General features: G+C 66.8%; 12 protein-coding genes. 7 read left to right on the top strand and 5 right to left on the bottom strand.

The window, feature by feature from the left end:
- The first annotated feature begins 3 nt into the window (after positions 1–3).
- On the top strand, positions 4–1935 hold the full coding sequence (gene thiC, locus NCS02_RS05095; RefSeq protein ID WP_008350573.1) for a phosphomethylpyrimidine synthase ThiC: 1932 nt from the start codon (positions 4–6) through the stop codon (positions 1933–1935).
- Here the strand turns inward: thiC and NCS02_RS05090 are convergent.
- The gene (locus NCS02_RS05090; protein ID WP_250519347.1) at positions 1923–2144 is read right to left on the bottom strand and encodes a hypothetical protein; all 222 of its coding nucleotides are present in this window, start codon (positions 2142–2144) and stop codon (positions 1923–1925) included. The genes thiC and NCS02_RS05090 overlap by 13 nt on opposite strands.
- A gap of 31 nt (positions 2145–2175) precedes the next feature.
- On the opposite strand from NCS02_RS05090, the gene NCS02_RS05085 reads away from it, so the two are divergent.
- The 6 genes from NCS02_RS05085 (at position 2176) to NCS02_RS05065 (ending at position 7029) form a co-directional block, all read left to right on the top strand.
- A complete protein-coding gene (locus tag NCS02_RS05085) occupies positions 2176–2355 on the top strand; it encodes a YMGG-like glycine zipper-containing protein (RefSeq protein WP_372492622.1) in 180 nt (59 codons plus the stop codon).
- Between the two features lie 203 nt (positions 2356–2558).
- Positions 2559–3080, top strand: a complete 522-nt coding sequence (locus tag NCS02_RS05080) for a hypothetical protein (RefSeq protein WP_244807861.1) — start codon at positions 2559–2561, stop codon at positions 3078–3080.
- Positions 3081–3340: 260 nt separating this feature from the next.
- Positions 3341–3469 carry a hypothetical protein gene (locus tag NCS02_RS36275; RefSeq protein ID WP_268811669.1) on the top strand — a complete coding sequence of 43 codons (129 nt, stop codon included), beginning with the start codon at positions 3341–3343 and terminating at the stop codon, positions 3467–3469.
- Between the two features lie 257 nt (positions 3470–3726).
- Positions 3727–5328, top strand: coding sequence for an L-lactate permease (locus NCS02_RS05075; RefSeq protein ID WP_034474233.1), 1602 nt, complete (start codon positions 3727–3729; stop codon positions 5326–5328).
- A 119-nt stretch (positions 5329–5447) separates the two neighbouring features.
- Positions 5448–6380, top strand: a complete 933-nt coding sequence (locus NCS02_RS05070; RefSeq protein ID WP_175979897.1) for a DMT family transporter — start codon at positions 5448–5450, stop codon at positions 6378–6380.
- Positions 6381–6504: 124 nt separating this feature from the next.
- Positions 6505–7029, top strand: coding sequence for a hypothetical protein (locus NCS02_RS05065; protein WP_008350584.1), 525 nt, complete (start codon positions 6505–6507; stop codon positions 7027–7029).
- A gap of 1 nt (position 7030) precedes the next feature.
- Here the strand turns inward: NCS02_RS05065 and arfB are convergent, their stop codons facing one another.
- The 4 genes from arfB to recC are packed head-to-tail and all read right to left on the bottom strand — an operon-like array spanning position 7031 to position 16489.
- Positions 7031–7444 carry an alternative ribosome rescue aminoacyl-tRNA hydrolase ArfB gene (gene arfB, locus NCS02_RS05060; protein ID WP_244807860.1) on the bottom strand — a complete coding sequence of 138 codons (414 nt, stop codon included), beginning with the start codon at positions 7442–7444 and terminating at the stop codon, positions 7031–7033.
- A complete protein-coding gene (gene recD, locus NCS02_RS05055; protein WP_250518128.1) occupies positions 7441–9393 on the bottom strand; it encodes an exodeoxyribonuclease V subunit alpha in 1953 nt (650 codons plus the stop codon). The genes arfB and recD overlap by 4 nt, the downstream gene beginning before the upstream one ends.
- Entirely contained in the window at positions 9390–13094 is a 3705-nt protein-coding gene (recB, locus tag NCS02_RS05050; protein ID WP_250522901.1) for an exodeoxyribonuclease V subunit beta, read from the bottom strand. Before recB ends, recD begins: the two co-directional genes overlap by 4 nt.
- On the bottom strand, positions 13091–16489 hold the full coding sequence (recC, locus tag NCS02_RS05045) for an exodeoxyribonuclease V subunit gamma (protein ID WP_244807857.1): 3399 nt from the start codon (positions 16487–16489) through the stop codon (positions 13091–13093). The genes recB and recC overlap by 4 nt, the downstream gene beginning before the upstream one ends.
- Positions 16490–16679 lie beyond the last annotated feature (190 nt).

Genomic DNA, 16679 nt, shown 5'->3' with positions numbered 1-16679 from the left:
CACATGAATGCCAACCCGAAGTTCCTCTCGGAAAACGCCGTCGTCGATGCCGCCGCCATCGCGCCGCTGCCGAACTCGCGCAAGGTCTATGTCGAAGGTTCGACGCCCGACATCCGCGTGCCGATGCGCGAGATCACGCAATCCGACACGCCCGACGGCTTCGGCGGCGAGAAGAATCCGCCCGTCTACGTGTACGACACGTCGGGCCCGTACACCGACCCCGACGCGCAGATCGACATTCGCAGCGGTCTTCCCGCGCTGCGCGGCGCGTGGATCGAAAAGCGCGGCGACACCGAGGAACTGAGCGGCCTGTCGAGCGAGTTCGGCCGCGAGCGCGCCGCCGATCCCAAAACGGCCGAACTGCGCTTTCCGGGTTTGCACCGTCATCCGCGCCGCGCGCTCGCCGGCAAGAACGTCTCGCAGATGCACTACGCGCGGCAAGGCATCATCACGCCGGAGATGGAGTACATCGCGATTCGCGAGAACCAGCGTCGCGCGGAGTATCTCGAAAGCCTGCGCACGAGCGGCCCCAACGGCGAAAAGCTCGCGAAGATGATGGGCCGCCAGCACGCCGGACAAGCCTTCGGCGCGGCGGCGTTCGGCAAGGACGCGGCGAAGGAAATCACGCCTGAATTCGTGCGCGAGGAAGTGGCGCGCGGCCGCGCGATCATCCCCGCGAACATCAATCACCCGGAAAGCGAGCCGATGATTATCGGCCGCAACTTCCTCGTGAAGATCAACGCGAACATCGGCAATTCGGCGGTCACGTCGTCGATCGGCGAGGAAGTCGACAAGATGACGTGGGCAATTCGCTGGGGCGGCGACACGGTCATGGATCTGTCGACCGGCAAGCACATCCACGAAACGCGCGAGTGGATCATCCGCAATTCGCCGGTGCCGATCGGCACGGTGCCAATCTATCAGGCGCTCGAAAAGGTGAACGGCAAGGCCGAAGACCTGACGTGGGAAATCTTCCGCGACACGCTCATCGAGCAGGCGGAGCAAGGCGTCGATTACTTCACGATTCACGCCGGCGTGCGCCTGCAATACGTGCCGCTGACCGCGAACCGCATGACGGGCATCGTGTCGCGCGGCGGCTCGATCATGGCGAAGTGGTGCCTCGCGCATCACAAGGAAAGCTTCATTTACGAGCACTTCGAAGACATCTGCGAAATCATGAAGCAATACGATGTCTCGTTCTCCCTCGGCGACGGCCTGCGCCCCGGCTCGATCTACGACGCCAATGACGAAGCCCAGCTCGGCGAACTGAAGACGCTCGGCGAACTGACGCAGATCGCGTGGAAGCACGACGTGCAGGTGATGATCGAAGGCCCCGGCCACGTTCCGATGCAGCTCATCAAGGAAAACATGGACCTGCAACTGGAATGGTGCGACGAAGCGCCCTTCTACACGCTCGGGCCGCTGACGACCGACATCGCGCCGGGTTACGACCACATCACGTCGGGCATCGGCGCTGCGATGATCGGCTGGTTCGGCACCGCGATGCTCTGCTACGTCACGCCCAAGGAACACCTGGGGCTGCCGAACAAGGACGACGTGAAGGAAGGCATCATCACGTACAAGCTCGCGGCGCACGCGGCCGATCTCGCGAAGGGTCATCCGGGCGCGCAGGTGCGGGACAACGCGCTGTCGAAGGCACGCTTCGAATTCCGCTGGGAAGACCAGTTCAATCTCGGTCTCGATCCGGACAAGGCGCGCGAATTCCACGACGAAACGCTGCCGAAGGATTCCGCGAAGGTCGCGCATTTCTGCTCGATGTGCGGCCCGCACTTCTGCTCGATGAAGATCACGCAGGACGTGCGCGATTTCGCGGCGAAGCAAGGTGTCAGCGAAAGCGAGGCGCTCGCCAAGGGCATGGAGACGAAGGCGATCGAGTTCGTGAAAAAGGGCTCGGAAATCTATCAGCCGACCTGAAGCTTCTGACTCGCTGACAACGGCCTGTCGCACAGCGCGTGCGGCAGGCCGTTTTTTATGTGTGCGCCGGGCGCAAAGCCTTGTCGGGCCTGAATGAGCGGTTCATCCGACGATTCGGGCATCTTTTCTGCTGGTTGAGTGCGTGAACCGGCGCAAATGCGGCCGAACCGCAGCCGATTCATCTCATCTTCGAATTGGAGAGTCGACATGAAAATCATCAAACAGATCGGCGCCGCTGCAATGATCGTTGGGTTTCTGGGAGGACTGACCGCTTGCGGCGACATGACCACGCGTCAACGGGATACGGCTATCGGCGCCGGCGTCGGTGCGGCGGGCGGCGCGGTGATCGGCGGCAGCGCGCTTTCGACGCTCGGCGGCGCGGCGGTCGGCGGGATTATCGGCAATCAGGTCGGGAAGTAGCGCGAACATCGTCTACGACGCAACGGACGCGTTTCGCCGCCATCAACGACCCGCTGTTTCATTTCTGTTACATAAAGGCGCGCCGCAATGCTTTTTCACATCACGCGGCGCGCCTCCCGGTTGTCGTTCGACTAAGCTGCTTCTTAAGGGGCCAATTTCATTCGATCCCACGTCCCGCAAGCCGTAACGCAAGGAGCAGTGCCATGATTTCCGCCCGCAGCATGTCCGGACCGGGGACGGCCGCCGCAGCGCTCGCCGCCGGGCTTCTTCTCGGCGGATGTTATTACCCTTACGGTTATCCGGCTTATCCAGCTTATCCGCCCGCGCCTGTCGTCGGCGCGACCTACACGCAGCGGGAATTTGCGTTGCCCGCGTCCGGCACGGCGGCCACGCCGACGTCATCCGCGACCTTGCCGCCACAGTACGAATACGCCGTCGGCTCGTCGTACTCCGACTACTACCGGACGTATCCCTATCCGTATTACCCGCCGTATGCGGCTTACCCGTACTACGGCTATCCGGCGTACTACGGCTACGGCTACGGTTATCCGGCGGTTTCGTTCAGCTTCGGCTACTGGGGCGGCAGCGGATGCTGCTGGGGACATGGCTATCGCGGCGGCTACCACGGTGGCGGATGGCACGGCGGCGGGTGGCATGGGGGCGGCGGCTGGCACGGCGGCGGCGGCAGTTGGCATGGCGGCGGAGGCGGCGGCCGCGGACACTGATCGCCGCGCCGCGATACGCCAGATGAGACAAAAAGCCGTTTGTCGCCTTGCCGCGTAACACTGCTGCAACATTTTCCTTTCGACACGGGCTCGCGCGCACGACGCGCTTCATCGTGCGCCGGCGCACTTTCCTTATCCGACAAGGCTTCGCCACTATTCGCCAGATGATTGGCACGGTTTTGGCTACATAGCTTCCCTGCATCGAGTCGCAACGGCGATAACCGTTGTTCCGCGCACGTTTCCGTATCGGGGGATCGGACATGATGGCCTTCGTGTTTTTCCTGCTGTGGATTTTCGCCTCGCTCGGCCTTCTGACCGTGTGGGTCTTCCGCCAGACGCCATCGGCCGGTCGCGACGAGAGCGCGCCGAGCGCCGTCGCCGAGGGCTGATCGCGCTCGTCCGTGCTTCTCCGTCCGCATCGATGACGCGCCCGCAAGCGGCGCGTCCCTTCACGTCCATTCACCTCTGCGCGCCACGCCGTGGCCGGAATGGACGGGCATTCACGCCTTGACGCATGCCCTTCGCGCCCTATTCTTAGTGTGCGCGTTATGCGGTTGCTTAAGCCGGCGACCGGACATCGAACTCCACGCGCATCGCGGCTTCGCGTTGGCGCCGCTTCGGTTCATGACAGAACGAAGGAGACCCGATGTTCCACCAGCTACTCACCCCGATCGCCAATTCCCTGTTCGCATCCTTCATCGTCGCCGCGCTGCCGATCATCCTCGTGCTCGTGCTGCTCGGCTGGGCGCGCCGTCCCGCGTGGCAGGCGTCGCTCGCGGGGCTGGTCCTTGCGCTCGTCATCGCCATCGCGGGCTGGCATTTTCCGGTCGGGCTCGCGCTCGATTCGGTCGCGGCCGGCGCCGTGTTCGCGCTGTGGCCGGTCATGTGGATCGTCTTCGCCGCGATCCTGCTCTACAACGTCGCGCAACGCTCGGGGCGCTTCGAAGCATTTCGCATGTGGATGGTCGATAACCTGCCGAACGACCGGCGCATCGTGCTCGTCGTGATCGGCTTCTCGTTCGGCGCGCTGCTCGAAGGGATTTCGGGCTTCGGCACGCCGATCGCGATCACGAGTTCGCTCTTGATCCTGCTCGGCTTCCCGACGCTCGAAGCGCTCACCTTCACGTTGATCTTCAACACGGCGCCGGTCGCGTTCGGCGCGCTCGGCGTGCCGATCACCGTGCTCGGCGCAGTCACGCACCTGCCCACCGATGCGCTCGCCAAAATGGTCGGTCGCCAGTTGCCGTTCTTCGCGCTCTTTCTGCCCTTCTATGTGATCGGTATCTACGCGGGCTTTCGCAACATGATGCGTATCTGGCCCGTGCTGCTCGTCTCGGGCGGCGTGTTCGCATTGACGCAGTTCGTGACGTCGAACTACATCAGCTATGCGCTCACCGACGTGCTTTCGTCGCTCGTCTCGCTGATCGTGACGATCGCGTTCCTGCGCGTGTGGAAGCCGGTCGCGGACGAGCGCTTCGCGGTGAACGTCGAGCGCGCCGGCGCGACGCGTTCGGCGATTCCGGGCGGCCAGGGCTGGGTGCCGTGGATCGTGGTCTCGGTGGTCGTGATCGTGTGGACGGTGCTCAAGATCTTCATGATCGGCGACGTGAAAATCGCGTGGCCGGGCCTCGACAAGGCGGTCTACATCACGCTCTACAAGCAGCCTTACGGCGCGATCTGGGACTTCCAGCCACTCGCGACGGGCACGGCGATCCTGGTCGCGTCGATCATCACCGCGTTGATGGTGAAGCTGCCCGCGCGCGAATACGTCGCGGCGATCGGCGATACGTGGGTGCAGACGCGCATCGCCATTCTGACGGTCGCGACGATCGTCGGCCTCGCGTATCTGATGAACTACTCGGGCATGAACTACACGCTCGGTCTGGGCGTGGCGTCGGTCGGGCCGTTCTTCCCGCTCGTGTCCGCGTTCCTCGGGTGGGTCGCGGTGTTCCTCTCCGGCAGCGACACGTCGGGCAACGCGCTCTTCGGCAATCTGCAGGTCGTCGCGGCGAACCAGCTCAACCTCAATCCGGTGCTGATGGCGGCGACCAATTCGTCGGGCGGCGTGATGGGCAAGATGATCTCGCCGCAAAACATCTCGACCGGCGTCGCGACCACCGAGCTCAAGGGCAAGGAAGGCCTCGTGTTCGCGCGCACGTTCAAGCATTCGATCTTGCTGACGATCCTGCTCGGCGTGCTCGTGTGGCTGCAGCAAAACGTGCTGACGTGGATGATCCCGCCGCATTGAGCTTTCGCGCTTCCCCTGTTTCTCCCGCTTCTTGCGCTTTCGTCCGGCGGACCATTTCTGAGACGAACGCGGTGCTAACATGCGCGGACTTTCGATGAGCCTTGCGAAGTCCGCCCGCCATGTCACCCGCCAATCTGCTGCAACTGATCGTCCTCGCCGCCCTGTGGGGCGCGTCGTTTCTCTTCATCCGCGTGGGCGTCGCCGAGTTCGGCGTCGCGCCGCTGATGGCCGTGCGCGTGGGCATCGGCGCCGTGTTCCTGATCGCGATGCTGCTTTCGCGGCGGCCGCTCGCCCAAACCGCCGCGACGCTGAAGAAACGCTGGCTTCAGTTGCTCGCCGTCGGCATTCTCAACTCGGCCGCGCCGTTTTGTCTCTTCGCGTATGCCGAATTGACGCTTTCGGCCGGGGCCACGTCCGTCATCAACGCGACGACGCCGCTGTTCGGCGCGCTCGTCGCTTTCCTGTGGCTCAAGGATCGCCTGACGACCGCGCGCACGATCGGCATGGCGATCGGCTTCGCGGGCGTGCTCGTGCTGGTGTGGAACCAGATCGCGCCGGAGCACGCCGGGCAAGCCGCCGCGCTGCCGGTGCAAGGCATGCTCGCGGCGGCGGCGGCGCTGGCGGCGTCGGCGCTTTACGGCGTCGCGGGCAACTTCGCGAAAAAGTATCTGATGGACGTCGACGCGATGACCAACGCGGCCGGCAGCATGATCGGCGCAACGCTCACGCTCGCGCCGATCGCGCTCTTTACGTGGCCCGCCGCGCCGGTTTCCGCGCACGCATGGGGCGCGGTGCTCGCGCTCGGCATCGGCTGCACGGGGATCGCGTATTTCATCTACTTCCATCTGGTCGCGGTCGCGGGCCCGGCGCGCGCGATGACCGTCACGTTCGTGATTCCGCTGTTCGGCATTCTGTGGGGCGCGCTCTTTCTCGGCGAGCACGTCTCGCTCGTCATGATGGCGGGCTGCGCGATCGTGCTCGCGGGCACCGCGCTCGCGACGGGCGTCGTGAAACGCGTGCCGTTCGTCGGACGGCGAAAATTCGCGCGCTGACTATACTGCTTTCGGGAAAAGCGGCGGTGTGCGGGCGGCATCGTCCGCAAGGGTGAAATTGTTTGGATGCCGTTGCACGCCGTGCGGCGCCGCGTCATCCTTCGCGCTTTTGCCGGGAGCCGTCATGCACGATTTGTTCGCCAAGCTCAAACATGAAATGATGAAAATGGTCCCGCCGACCGTTTTCTTTTTCATCCTCCTGCATGCCGTCGCCATCGTGCGCGCGTTGATGGTAATGGGCACCGGCATTTCGCTGACCTCGTCGATGTCAGTGCTCGTCGCTTCGCTGATTCTCGGCAAGTCCGTGCTGATCGCCAACATGCTGCCGTTCATCAACCGCTATCCGGACCGTCCGCTGGTCTGGAACGCCGCCTGGAAAACGCTGATCTACACGGCCATCGCTGGCATCCTGCACTATCTCGAGCGGCTGCTGGACTTCTGGAAGGAGACCCACGGCCTTGCTGCCGCGAATCAGGCGCTCATCGCGCATATCAACTGGCCGCAGTTCTGGGCCGTCCAGATCCTTCTCGTGCTGATGATCGGCAACTACTGTGCGTTCGCCGAACTGGGCCGCGTGATCGGACGCGACGTGCTCAAGTCGTGGTTCTTCGGGCCGCGCGTCGACATGCCGCCGAAGTGGCAAAGCTGAGTCATTCGCCACGCACCGGCCCGCGTCCCGCCTTGATCGCGCCGCGTTTCACCTTGCCTTCGACGCGCCGCAACTGCGATGCGCGCGTCGGCTTCGTCGCGATTCGCTTGCGGCGCGTGACCGACACGCTGCGGATGAGTTCGTCGAGACGCGCGAGCGCCGCCGCGCGATTCATGTCCTGCGTGCGATGCTCCTGCGCCTTGATGACGATCACGCCCTCGCGCGTGACGCGGCTGTCGGAAAGCGCGAGCAGACGCGCCTTGATGTGCTCCGGCAACGAAGACCCGCGGATGTCGAAGCGCAGATGGATCGCGCTCGACACCTTGTTGACGTTCTGACCGCCCGCGCCTTGCGCGCGCACGGCCGTCAGCTCGATTTCGTTGGGCGGCACGGCGAGGCTGTCGGTGATGGTCATCGGTCGAATTCCCTGGATAGGCGCCGCATTCTCGCGGCCAGCCCGGAGTCGCGGCGCGTCGGCTCCCGGACGGCTTGCGCGAAGATCGCCGCCGAGCCGATCACTTCGACTCTGCGCTTCGCCCGCGTGATCGCCGTGTACACCAGCTCGCGCGACAACACGCGCACGAACGCGCCGGGCAACACGAGCGCCGCGTGCTCGAACTCCGAGCCTTGCGACTTGTGCACGGTGAGCGCGAACGCGGTGTCGTGCGGCGGCAGCGCAGCGGGCGACACGTAGCGCAGCGCGCCATCGGCCAGGCGGAACGCGACGCGCAACAGGCCGTCGGCGCCCGGCAGCGCGATGCCGATATCGCCGTTGAAAAGCCCGAGCGCGTAGTCGTTGCGCGTGACGATCACCGGCCGTCCGGCGAACCACTGTGCACCGAGTGCAAGCGCAATGCCCGCTTGCTCGCGCACTTTCGCCGCGATGCGCGCGTTCACTTCGTCGACGCCGCGCGGCCCCTTGCGCGTCGCGCACAGCACGCGGAAGCGATTCAGCGCATCGAAGAGTCGGGCGTGATCCGCTTGCTCGCCGTCGAGCACGGCCGATAGCGCGTCCGCGTACGGCGCGAAGCCTTTCGCGAGACGCGCGAGGGTGCGCTCGGACAGCGTCGCGTCGCCATCGTCGAAGAGCACGGCCGCGCGCTCGCCCGATGGATCGAGCGCATCGAGCGCGGCCCGTTCGTCGCCATTGCGGATTGCGATCGACAGACGCCCGATGTCCGAATCGAGCCCGAAGCGATAGTTCTTCTGCAGCCACACGACGCAATCGGTGAGCGCGGGCTCGGCCTTCGCGTCGAAGAGATCGCCGTAGCCCTCGGAATCGTCGATGGGCGCGGCGGTCGGCAATGCGGCTTCGAGGCGCTTCGCATCGACCGAAAGCGCCGCCGCGATGCGCGCCACGCCCGCATGGCTGAACGACGGCTCCGCGCTCAGTTCCGCGAACACCGCGCCCGCTTCCACCGCCGACAGTTGATCCTTGTCGCCGAGCATCACGAGACGGCTCGCCGGCGCGACGGCTTCGAGCAGATGGGCGGCGAGCGCGACGTCGATCATCGAGGCTTCGTCGACGACGATCACGTCATACGGCAACGGATTGTCGCGATGATGCCGGAAGCGCCCGTCCGACTGCACGCCGAGCAATCGCTGCAACGTGAACGACGTGCGCGGCAGGCGTTCGGCGAGTTCGGGCGGCAGCTTGTCCGCGCGTTCGATGAGCGCCTCCTGCATGCGCTGCGCCGCCTTGCCGGTCGGCGCGGCGAGCGCGATCCGCAAGTCCGGATCCGCGTCGAGCAGACACGCGAGCACGCCGACGACGGTCGTCGTCTTGCCGGTGCCCGGCCCGCCGCTCACGATCGTCAGCCGTCCCGCCAGCGCGACGAACGCCGCGACCCGCTGCCAGTCGATGTCGTCATCCGCGCGCGGGCCGAAATAGCGCGCGATGCGTTCGGCCTGTCGCGCGATGTCCTCTCGCGAAGCGGTCATGCGCGTATCGCGCGAACGTTCGACGAGCGAGCACGCGAGCCTGCGCTCGTAGTCGAAGTAGCGCGCGAGATAAAGCCGCCCGTCCTCGTCGATGACGAGCGGCAGCAGGTCGGCCGCGTCCGCGCGCGCGCCGCCGCGCACGAGGCACGCGACACCGCTTGCAAGCAGCGCGTCGCGCGCCTCGTCGAAACGCGCGTCGTGACGGCGCGCGAGCGCGGCGAGCGGCAGGCACACATGGCCTTGCGCGGTCGCGCGGCTCATCGCGAGCGCGGCGCGTTCGGCCCACAGCACGCTGCGTTCGTCTGCGTTCAGGCGCGCCGCGAGCGCGCTCATGCGCCGCGCGAAACCTTCGGCGAGCGCCGCGCTTTCATCGGCGGGCGCGGGCACGGGGCGCGTCGCCTGCATTGCATCGAGCGTGCTCATGCCGCGCCTCCCGACATCAAACGATCGAGCGCCTCGACCAGTTCCAGCGACGGCCGTCCGCGATGCACGCCGCACGCTTCTTCACCGTCGCGCCAGTCCGGGCGCACGCCGCGCACGAACAGATACAGATAGCCGCCGACATGCGTGTCGTACGCATAGCCCGCGAGCCGCGCGCGCAAATATCGATGCAGCGCGACCACGTAAATGAGCGCCTGAAGGTGATACGCGTGCTCCGCCATTGCCGTGGCGAGCGGCGCGGCGGCGTAGTCGGAAGCGGCATCGCCCAGATGATTCGACTTCCAGTCGATGATCCAGAAACGGCCTTCGTGCTCGACGATCATGTCGATGAAACCCTTGATGAATCCGCGCAACGCGCCCGCCTCCAGCGCGACGTCGGGAAAACCGTGCGCCGCGAGCAGACGCCGCAACGCGCTGAAATCGAGCGAATCCGCCGGGAACAGGAACTCCAGTTCGTTCATGCGGCGCGTCGTCGGGATGGTCGCGAGCCGCATGCCGGGCGCGATTTCGCTCCTCACGGTGTCGCCGATGAGACGCAGCATCATCGGACGCAGACGCGGCGCGAGCGCTTCCGGCGCGGGCGTCGGATGCTCGTGCAGCGCGCGCTCGACGGCGGCCGGCCAGCTCGACTCATCGGTGAAATCCGCCAGCTCGAACATGCGATGCAGGCACTCGCCCGCCGCCGCGCCGCGCGGAAACGCGAGAATGTCGTCGGGATCGAGCGGCGATTCGTCACTTGAAGCGGCGTCCGTGCGCGCGGTGTCATCGAGCGCGGCGAGTTCGTCGTGATCCGGACGCGCTTCCACCGGCTGCGCCTGATTCGCCTCGTCGCGCGCGCCCGCCGCGATCAGCGAACTGAAGCTCGCCATGCGCCAGCGATCGCGCAGGATGCGCCGGTTCGTGCGCGCGGCGATCTCGTGTTCGTGGGACGCGTCGGCTTCGAGCGGCTCGCGCGTGTCGATCACCGGCAGCGGCGCGACGCCGATCGCGCCCTGCGACCGCGCCGCAACCGCATGCCACGCCGCGACGATTTCCGCTTCCTCGGGCGGCGCATCGCAGAACGCATCGAAGTCTTTTCCGCCACCCGCGACGAGCCAGTTGAGGACGCTTCGGCGCGACTCCTTCGTCGACCGGCTCGACAGATAAGAACCCGCGACGACATAGCAGCGGAACACCGCGCGCGTCAGCGCGACATACACGAGACGCGCGCTCTCGGCCGCCTGCTCGCGCGCAATGGCCGCACTCGCGAGATCGTCTTCGTCGCCTTCCATGCCGTAATGCAGCACCGCCACGCCCGCGTCGTCGTGATACTCGCGCGCATCGGGCAAACCGGATTTCGACGCCTCGCGCGACGCGCCGTCGTTCAGGAACGGACAGAGCACGACCGCATACTCAAGCCCTTTCGACTTGTGCACGGTCACGATCTGCACGAGATTGCGGTCCGATTCGAGACGCAGTTGCGCTTCCTCGCCGCCGCCCTGCTGCTCGCGTTGCGCCGCGAGCCAGCGCAGCGTCGGCGCGATGCCGGGCTGTTCGGCCGAGCGCGCCTGCAGCAGCTCCGCCAGATGATTCACGTTCGTGAGCCGGCGCTCGCCGTCGGGCCGTGCGACGAGACGCGTCGCGATCGACAGCTCGCGCGCGAGCGTGCGCCACATCACCGCGAAGCCGCGCTCGTGCCAGATCGTGCGATAGCGCGAGAAGCGCTCGACCCAGCTCGTCGAATCGATCGGCTCGCCGTGCGGATCGGCGGCGTCCGCGTGTTCGAGCCGCCAGAGCGCGGCGGCGTCGAGCCCGAACCAGTCGGTGGCGAGCGCGGCGCGCAGGCGGCGCAGATCGCCCGGCGTGTCGATGGCGGCGAGCACGCGCTCGATCTGCTCGGCATCGAGCGAGCCGAACACGGACGCCTGCGCGAGCTCCACGCTGCCGATGCCCCATGCCGCGAGCACGCGCTTCACGAGACTGCCCTGCCGATGCGTCCGCACGAGCACGGCGATATCGCCCGCCGACAGCGGCGCTTTCCCGATGGTCACTTCGCCGCGCTGCGCACCGCGCAACAGCCGCGCGATCTCGGCGGCGCAGGCCTCTGCGGCATCGCGCTGCGCATTCGCTTTCACAAGCACCGATTCGCCGTGCGGCAGCATCCACACGCAGAAATCCGCGATGTCCGAATACGCGGCGGCCGGCGTGTTGTCGACGAACGGTCCGCGCTGACGCGTGCCCGCGCGCACCGGCTGATAGTCGAGCCCATCTAGGATGAACGCCGACGGATTCGCCTCGAACAAACGGTTGCACGCCTCGATGATCGGCGGCGTGGAGCGCTGGTTGACCGCGAGCGTGTAGCGCGCGCTCGCGCCGTCGCGCGCGGCGAGATACGTGTGCAGGTCGGCGGCGCGGAAGCTGTAGATCGCCTGCTTCGGGTCGCCGACGAGAAAGAGCGGCCCGTGCGGCGCGAATACGCGATCGAAGATCGCGAACTGCAGCGGGTCCGTGTCCTGAAATTCGTCGATGAGCGCGGCTGGATAACGCGCGCGCAACGCCTCGGCGAGCCACGCGTGCTTCACGAGCGCGTGATGCAGGTTCGACAGCAGATCGTCGAACGACACGACGCGGCGCGCGCGCTTGCGCGCGGCGAGTTCGGAAGGCGCGTGATCGAGCCATTCACGCACGATGTCGAGCCACATCGCGCGCTGCGATGCCTCGGCGGCGGCGGCGGACGCGGCGAGCGCATCGGCCTGATCGAAGAAGGCGTGCGCGGGCGGCGTGTTCTTGACCTTGGTGCCCTTGGCGAGCGCGGTCGCCGTGAGCTTGAGCGCCCGCTCGGGCGGCGGCGCGTGGCAATCGCCTTCCGCGAAGTAGGCGCTCCATGCCTCGATGGCCTCGCCGACGATCTTCGTGCTGTAGCTGTTCGCTTTCAGCGCATCCTTCGCGTCGGAGAGCAGCTTCAAGATGCCGTCGCGCTCGGCGTGCCACAACGCGCAGGCTTGGTCGAAGAGCGCCTGCATGTCGGCGGTTTGCGCGGCGCCGAAGTCACCGAAACGCAGCGCCGCGAGCGGCTTCTTCAGACGCCGCGCGAGTTGCGCATCGAGCGATGCCGGACCCGCGCCCTTCGCGACGAGCCACGACGCGAACGACGGCACGCGCGCCGCCACCGGCTCGACGCGCTCGCGCCAGAAGTCGGCGGCGAGCTCGAAGCGCAACGCGCTGTCGTCGGCTTCCATTTCGAACGCGAACGGCATCGCCGCGGCGAACGGCGCTTCCTGCAGCGCGCGCTGGCAGAACGCGTGAATCGTGTGGATCGCGGCCTGATCGAAGGTCGACACCGCGATGCGCAGGCGCTTCGCGGCTTCGTCTGCGTCGATGCCGGCGAGCGTCGTGTCGAACAGTTGCTCGATGAACGGATCGCCCGCCGCATCGCCGTTTTCGATCGCATGGGCAACGCCCGCGAGCCGCGAGCGGATGCGCTCGTGCAGCTCGGCGGTCGCCGCCTTCGTGAACGTGACGACGAGAATCTGCTCGACGGACAGGCGCTTTTCGAGCAGCAGCCGCACGTAGAGCGCGCAGATGTTCCAGGTCTTGCCGGTGCCGGCGGAAGCCTCGATCTGATTGACGCCGTCGAGCGCGCAAGAGAAGACGTCGAGTTCCTGCACGCCGATGTTGTCCAGAGATGAAGTCAGGTTGGTCATGCGCCGCTCCGCAGATGTTGCACGAGCGGTTCGAACACGATGCGCGCGAGCGCGGCGAAGGCGTCGTCGAGTGCGAGGTCCGCGCCGCGAAAGGCGATGCGAAACACCGGATCGTCGGATTCGGCGTGCGTGCGCTCGGATTCCCACGCGGCCTGCGCTTTCGAATCGCCCTCCTTCACCTTGAGCCACGCGCTCTTCGGAAAGAAGCGCAGCGGCATGCGGCGTCCCGCGCGATAGAGCGACGCGAGCGCGGCGAGATGCGCGAGCGGATCGGCGACGGGCATCAGTTCGAAATCCGCCGATTGTGCGCCGCGCCCGTGCCAGATCGTGCGGCGCGGTCCGTCGGGCAGCGCCGCGCAGTACGCGAGATGCGCGAGCCACGCGGACAGATAATCGCGCGCGCGCGGCGCGTCGTAGCGATAGATCACCTGGCCTTGCGGCGTCAGCGCGTTCAACGTGCCGACGAGCGCCATCGGACGGACGTCGACGAGCGAATCGTCGTGCGCGCCGAATAGCGCGATGCCCGCGGTGTCGGGCCAGCGTGGCCTCACGTCCAGCGAGAACGGCAGACGTTCGACGCCCGCCGACGTCGATGCCCGCACGCGCTCCGCCAGTTGCCCGAGCGCGTGCAGTTCGCGCGCCTGCCACACGCCGCCCGTCGCGCCGCCCGGCATTTCGGGACTCGCGCGCGCGACGCGTCTTGCGAGTTCCCGCGCGGCGCGCTCGCCATCGTCGGCGGCGTCAAGCAGCGCGGGCAGCACGCGCGCGGCGAGCGCATCGCGGCCCGCGAAGCCGAGCTCGAACGGCTCGGTGTCGTCGAGTTCGGACTCGGCATCGACGAGCGCAATGCCCAGGCGGTCGCGCAACAGCGAGCGCGCCGGATGCCGCCAGAAGCGCACGAAGTCGTCGAACGCGACGGTCTGCGCGTCGTCTTCCGGCGGCAACGGCGCGCTGAAGAATCGCGCGACGGGCTGCGACTTGCCCGACTCCAAAGCGCGAGCGAGTTCGGCGCGCTCGGGTTCGTAAGTGAAGAGCCTGCCATCGTCGCGAAAATACTCGGGCGCATACGGCTGCAGCGGATGCTCGAACACGAAGCGCGCGCGCGCGTTCGCGAGTTCGTCCGGCGCCGCGTGCTTGCCCGCGACGGACTGCGCGAGGTAGTCGAGCAGTTCGTCGATGAGCGCGGCGGGCGGCAGCACGGCGTTGTCGCGGATGCTGCGGCCCGTGTACGCGATCATCAGCCGGTCGCGCGCCGCGAGCGTGAGATCGAGAAACAGATTGCGCTCGTCGTCGCGGCGCTGACGGTCGCCGAGCTTGCCGAAGCGCGCCATCAGATCGAACTCGTCGGCGCGCGCGAGGCTCGGCAGCATGCCGTCGTCCATGCCGAGCAGACACACGACGCGATACGGCAGCCCGCGCAAGCTCGTCAGCGACGAGAACGTGACGCCGCCCCAGGGCACGCCGCCGCGCGCTGGATCGTCGAGCGTATCGGTGAGCGCGGTGCGGATCACGGCGGCCGATACTTCGGTCTCGCCCGCGCCCTCGTCCATTGCGGCGATCAGCGAATCGATCGCGCGGCGCACGTCGCCGACGGCGTCGGCGAACGCGACGCCCGCATCGAAAAAACGCTCCAGCGCGTCGAGCAGCAGATCGCCCCAGGCGCGCGCGGTGCGCGCTCTCGCGATGCGTTCGGCGAACGCGTCGATATCGTCGACGAAGCGCGTGAGACGGCCGAGCAATTCGGCCTCCGACCCGTTCGCCCCTTCGATCGGCAGCCAATCCGCGACCGGCGCGCCGCCGCCCGGCAGCGCATAGCCGAGATAGAGCCGCGTGAGCGCATCGGCGAATGTGTGACGCGCGGCGGGCACGTCGTCCGCCGTCACGTCGTCGGGACGCAGGCCGCGCCGCGCGCCTGCCGCCGCGAGCCACGCCTGCGCCGTTTCGAGCGCGGCGGCGTCGATGCCGTAGCGCGCCGCGATCGCATCCACGCGCAGCCATTCGACGAGCTCGGGCGCGCCGACGCTGCGTTCGGTGAGCGCGAGCCAGTCGATGAGCGCGCGCGCGACGGGATTCGCCTGCGACGGCGGCAGGCCGGTAATCCGATACGGAATGCGCCGGCGCTCGTTGCTCGCGCCCGCGGGCGCGGTGCCGAAGATGCCGTCGATGAGCGGCCCAGCGACTGCGAGATCCGGAAACGCGACGAGCACGTCCGAAGGCTCCAGCCCTTCGATATCGTCGAACCAGTCGAGCAAGCGGTCGTGCAGCACTTCGAGCTGGCGCGACAGGCTGTGACAAACATGCACTTCGATGCCGTTCTCGACGATGTCCTCGAGCTGCGGCTCGGCGCTGTCTTCATCGAGCGCGAGGATGCCGTTTTGCAGACGCGCGAGCCACGTAGGCGCGGGATTGTTCTCGAACAGTTGCCGCTCGCTCGACGCCGCGCTCTCGGTCAATTCGTGCAGCATGTGCAGTTGCGCCTGCGTCTGCCGGCCCCACTCCGCGAGCAGCGGATGGCCGACTTCCTGATAGTCCGCCTCGCCCTTCAATTCGAGTTGTTCGACGCGCGCCTCGCTCACGATGTCGAACCAGAACTCGCGGCAAGGATTCTGCGCGTAGACGCGCACGTCGATCCAGCGCGACAGCTCGCGCAAGAGCGCGATGTGCAGCGGCGGCATCGTCGGCAAGGCGAACACGCTGATGCGGCTCGGCCATTGCGCGCGCATCACCGTATCGAGATCGAAGCCGGGGGAACCGGCGAGGAAGCGGTATGCGGGCGGCGTCGGGTCTTTCTCGTCGCCGTTCTCATCGCGGCACAGGTCTTCGAGCAGTGCGCGCCAGAGCGCTCGTTGCCAGCGCTCGTCCTCGCGCTGGATGTCGTTCGCGCCAGAAAGACGCGGGCCGCGCGCGTCGATTTCGGCATTGCTTCCCGTGAGAATCGAGCCGCCCGCCTGCCAATGCGTGAGCCACTCGGGCCGATACGTCAGATAGTGATCGAAGACTGTCGCGATGCGCCGCGCGAGTTCGTAGCGCATGGAATCGTCGGCGGCGTTCAGATACGTCGATAGCCGCGCCGAATCGCCGAACGATGGATCTTCGAAGAGCCGATAGCAACGCCACGCGAGCCGGTCCGGCGAAAACGGCGAATGCGCGGGCACCGGCAGCACGCGCCCGATCTGCGCCCACAGCCATTGCGCGAGATAACAGAAGTCGACGTTCGCGCAGATGCCGAAGCGCTCCGCCATATCGAGTTCGAGCCGGCGCCGCAACGCCGCGCTCGGCACGATGACGGACTCGCGCGCGAAGGGATCGCCCTCGCGCATCGCAAACGCGTCGAGGTCTTCGAAGAGCGCTGCGGCGAGCGTCTCGTGACGATTCGAATAGAAGAGTTCGAGCATGGAAAGCGGCTTGCTATGCGGTCTGTGAAAGCTTCACCGGCGCGCGATTTGAAAAGCTTTGTCAGCTAATGCGCCAGCATAACAAAGCGGACGTGCCGCCGAGAACCTGGCCGAATGGCCGAGGGTCGAAGCCCGGGTGAGTTGGGTTAGACTCGATTCTCGCTTCGTCCCCATGACGTCAACGAGCGTA

Source organism: Caballeronia sp. NCF2, assembly GCF_023631205.1.
In the GTDB taxonomy this organism is placed as follows: domain Bacteria; phylum Pseudomonadota; class Gammaproteobacteria; order Burkholderiales; family Burkholderiaceae; genus Caballeronia; species Caballeronia zhejiangensis.
The sequence above is the reverse complement of the archived record's forward strand: the minus strand, read 5'-3'. Positions and strand labels throughout refer to the sequence as shown.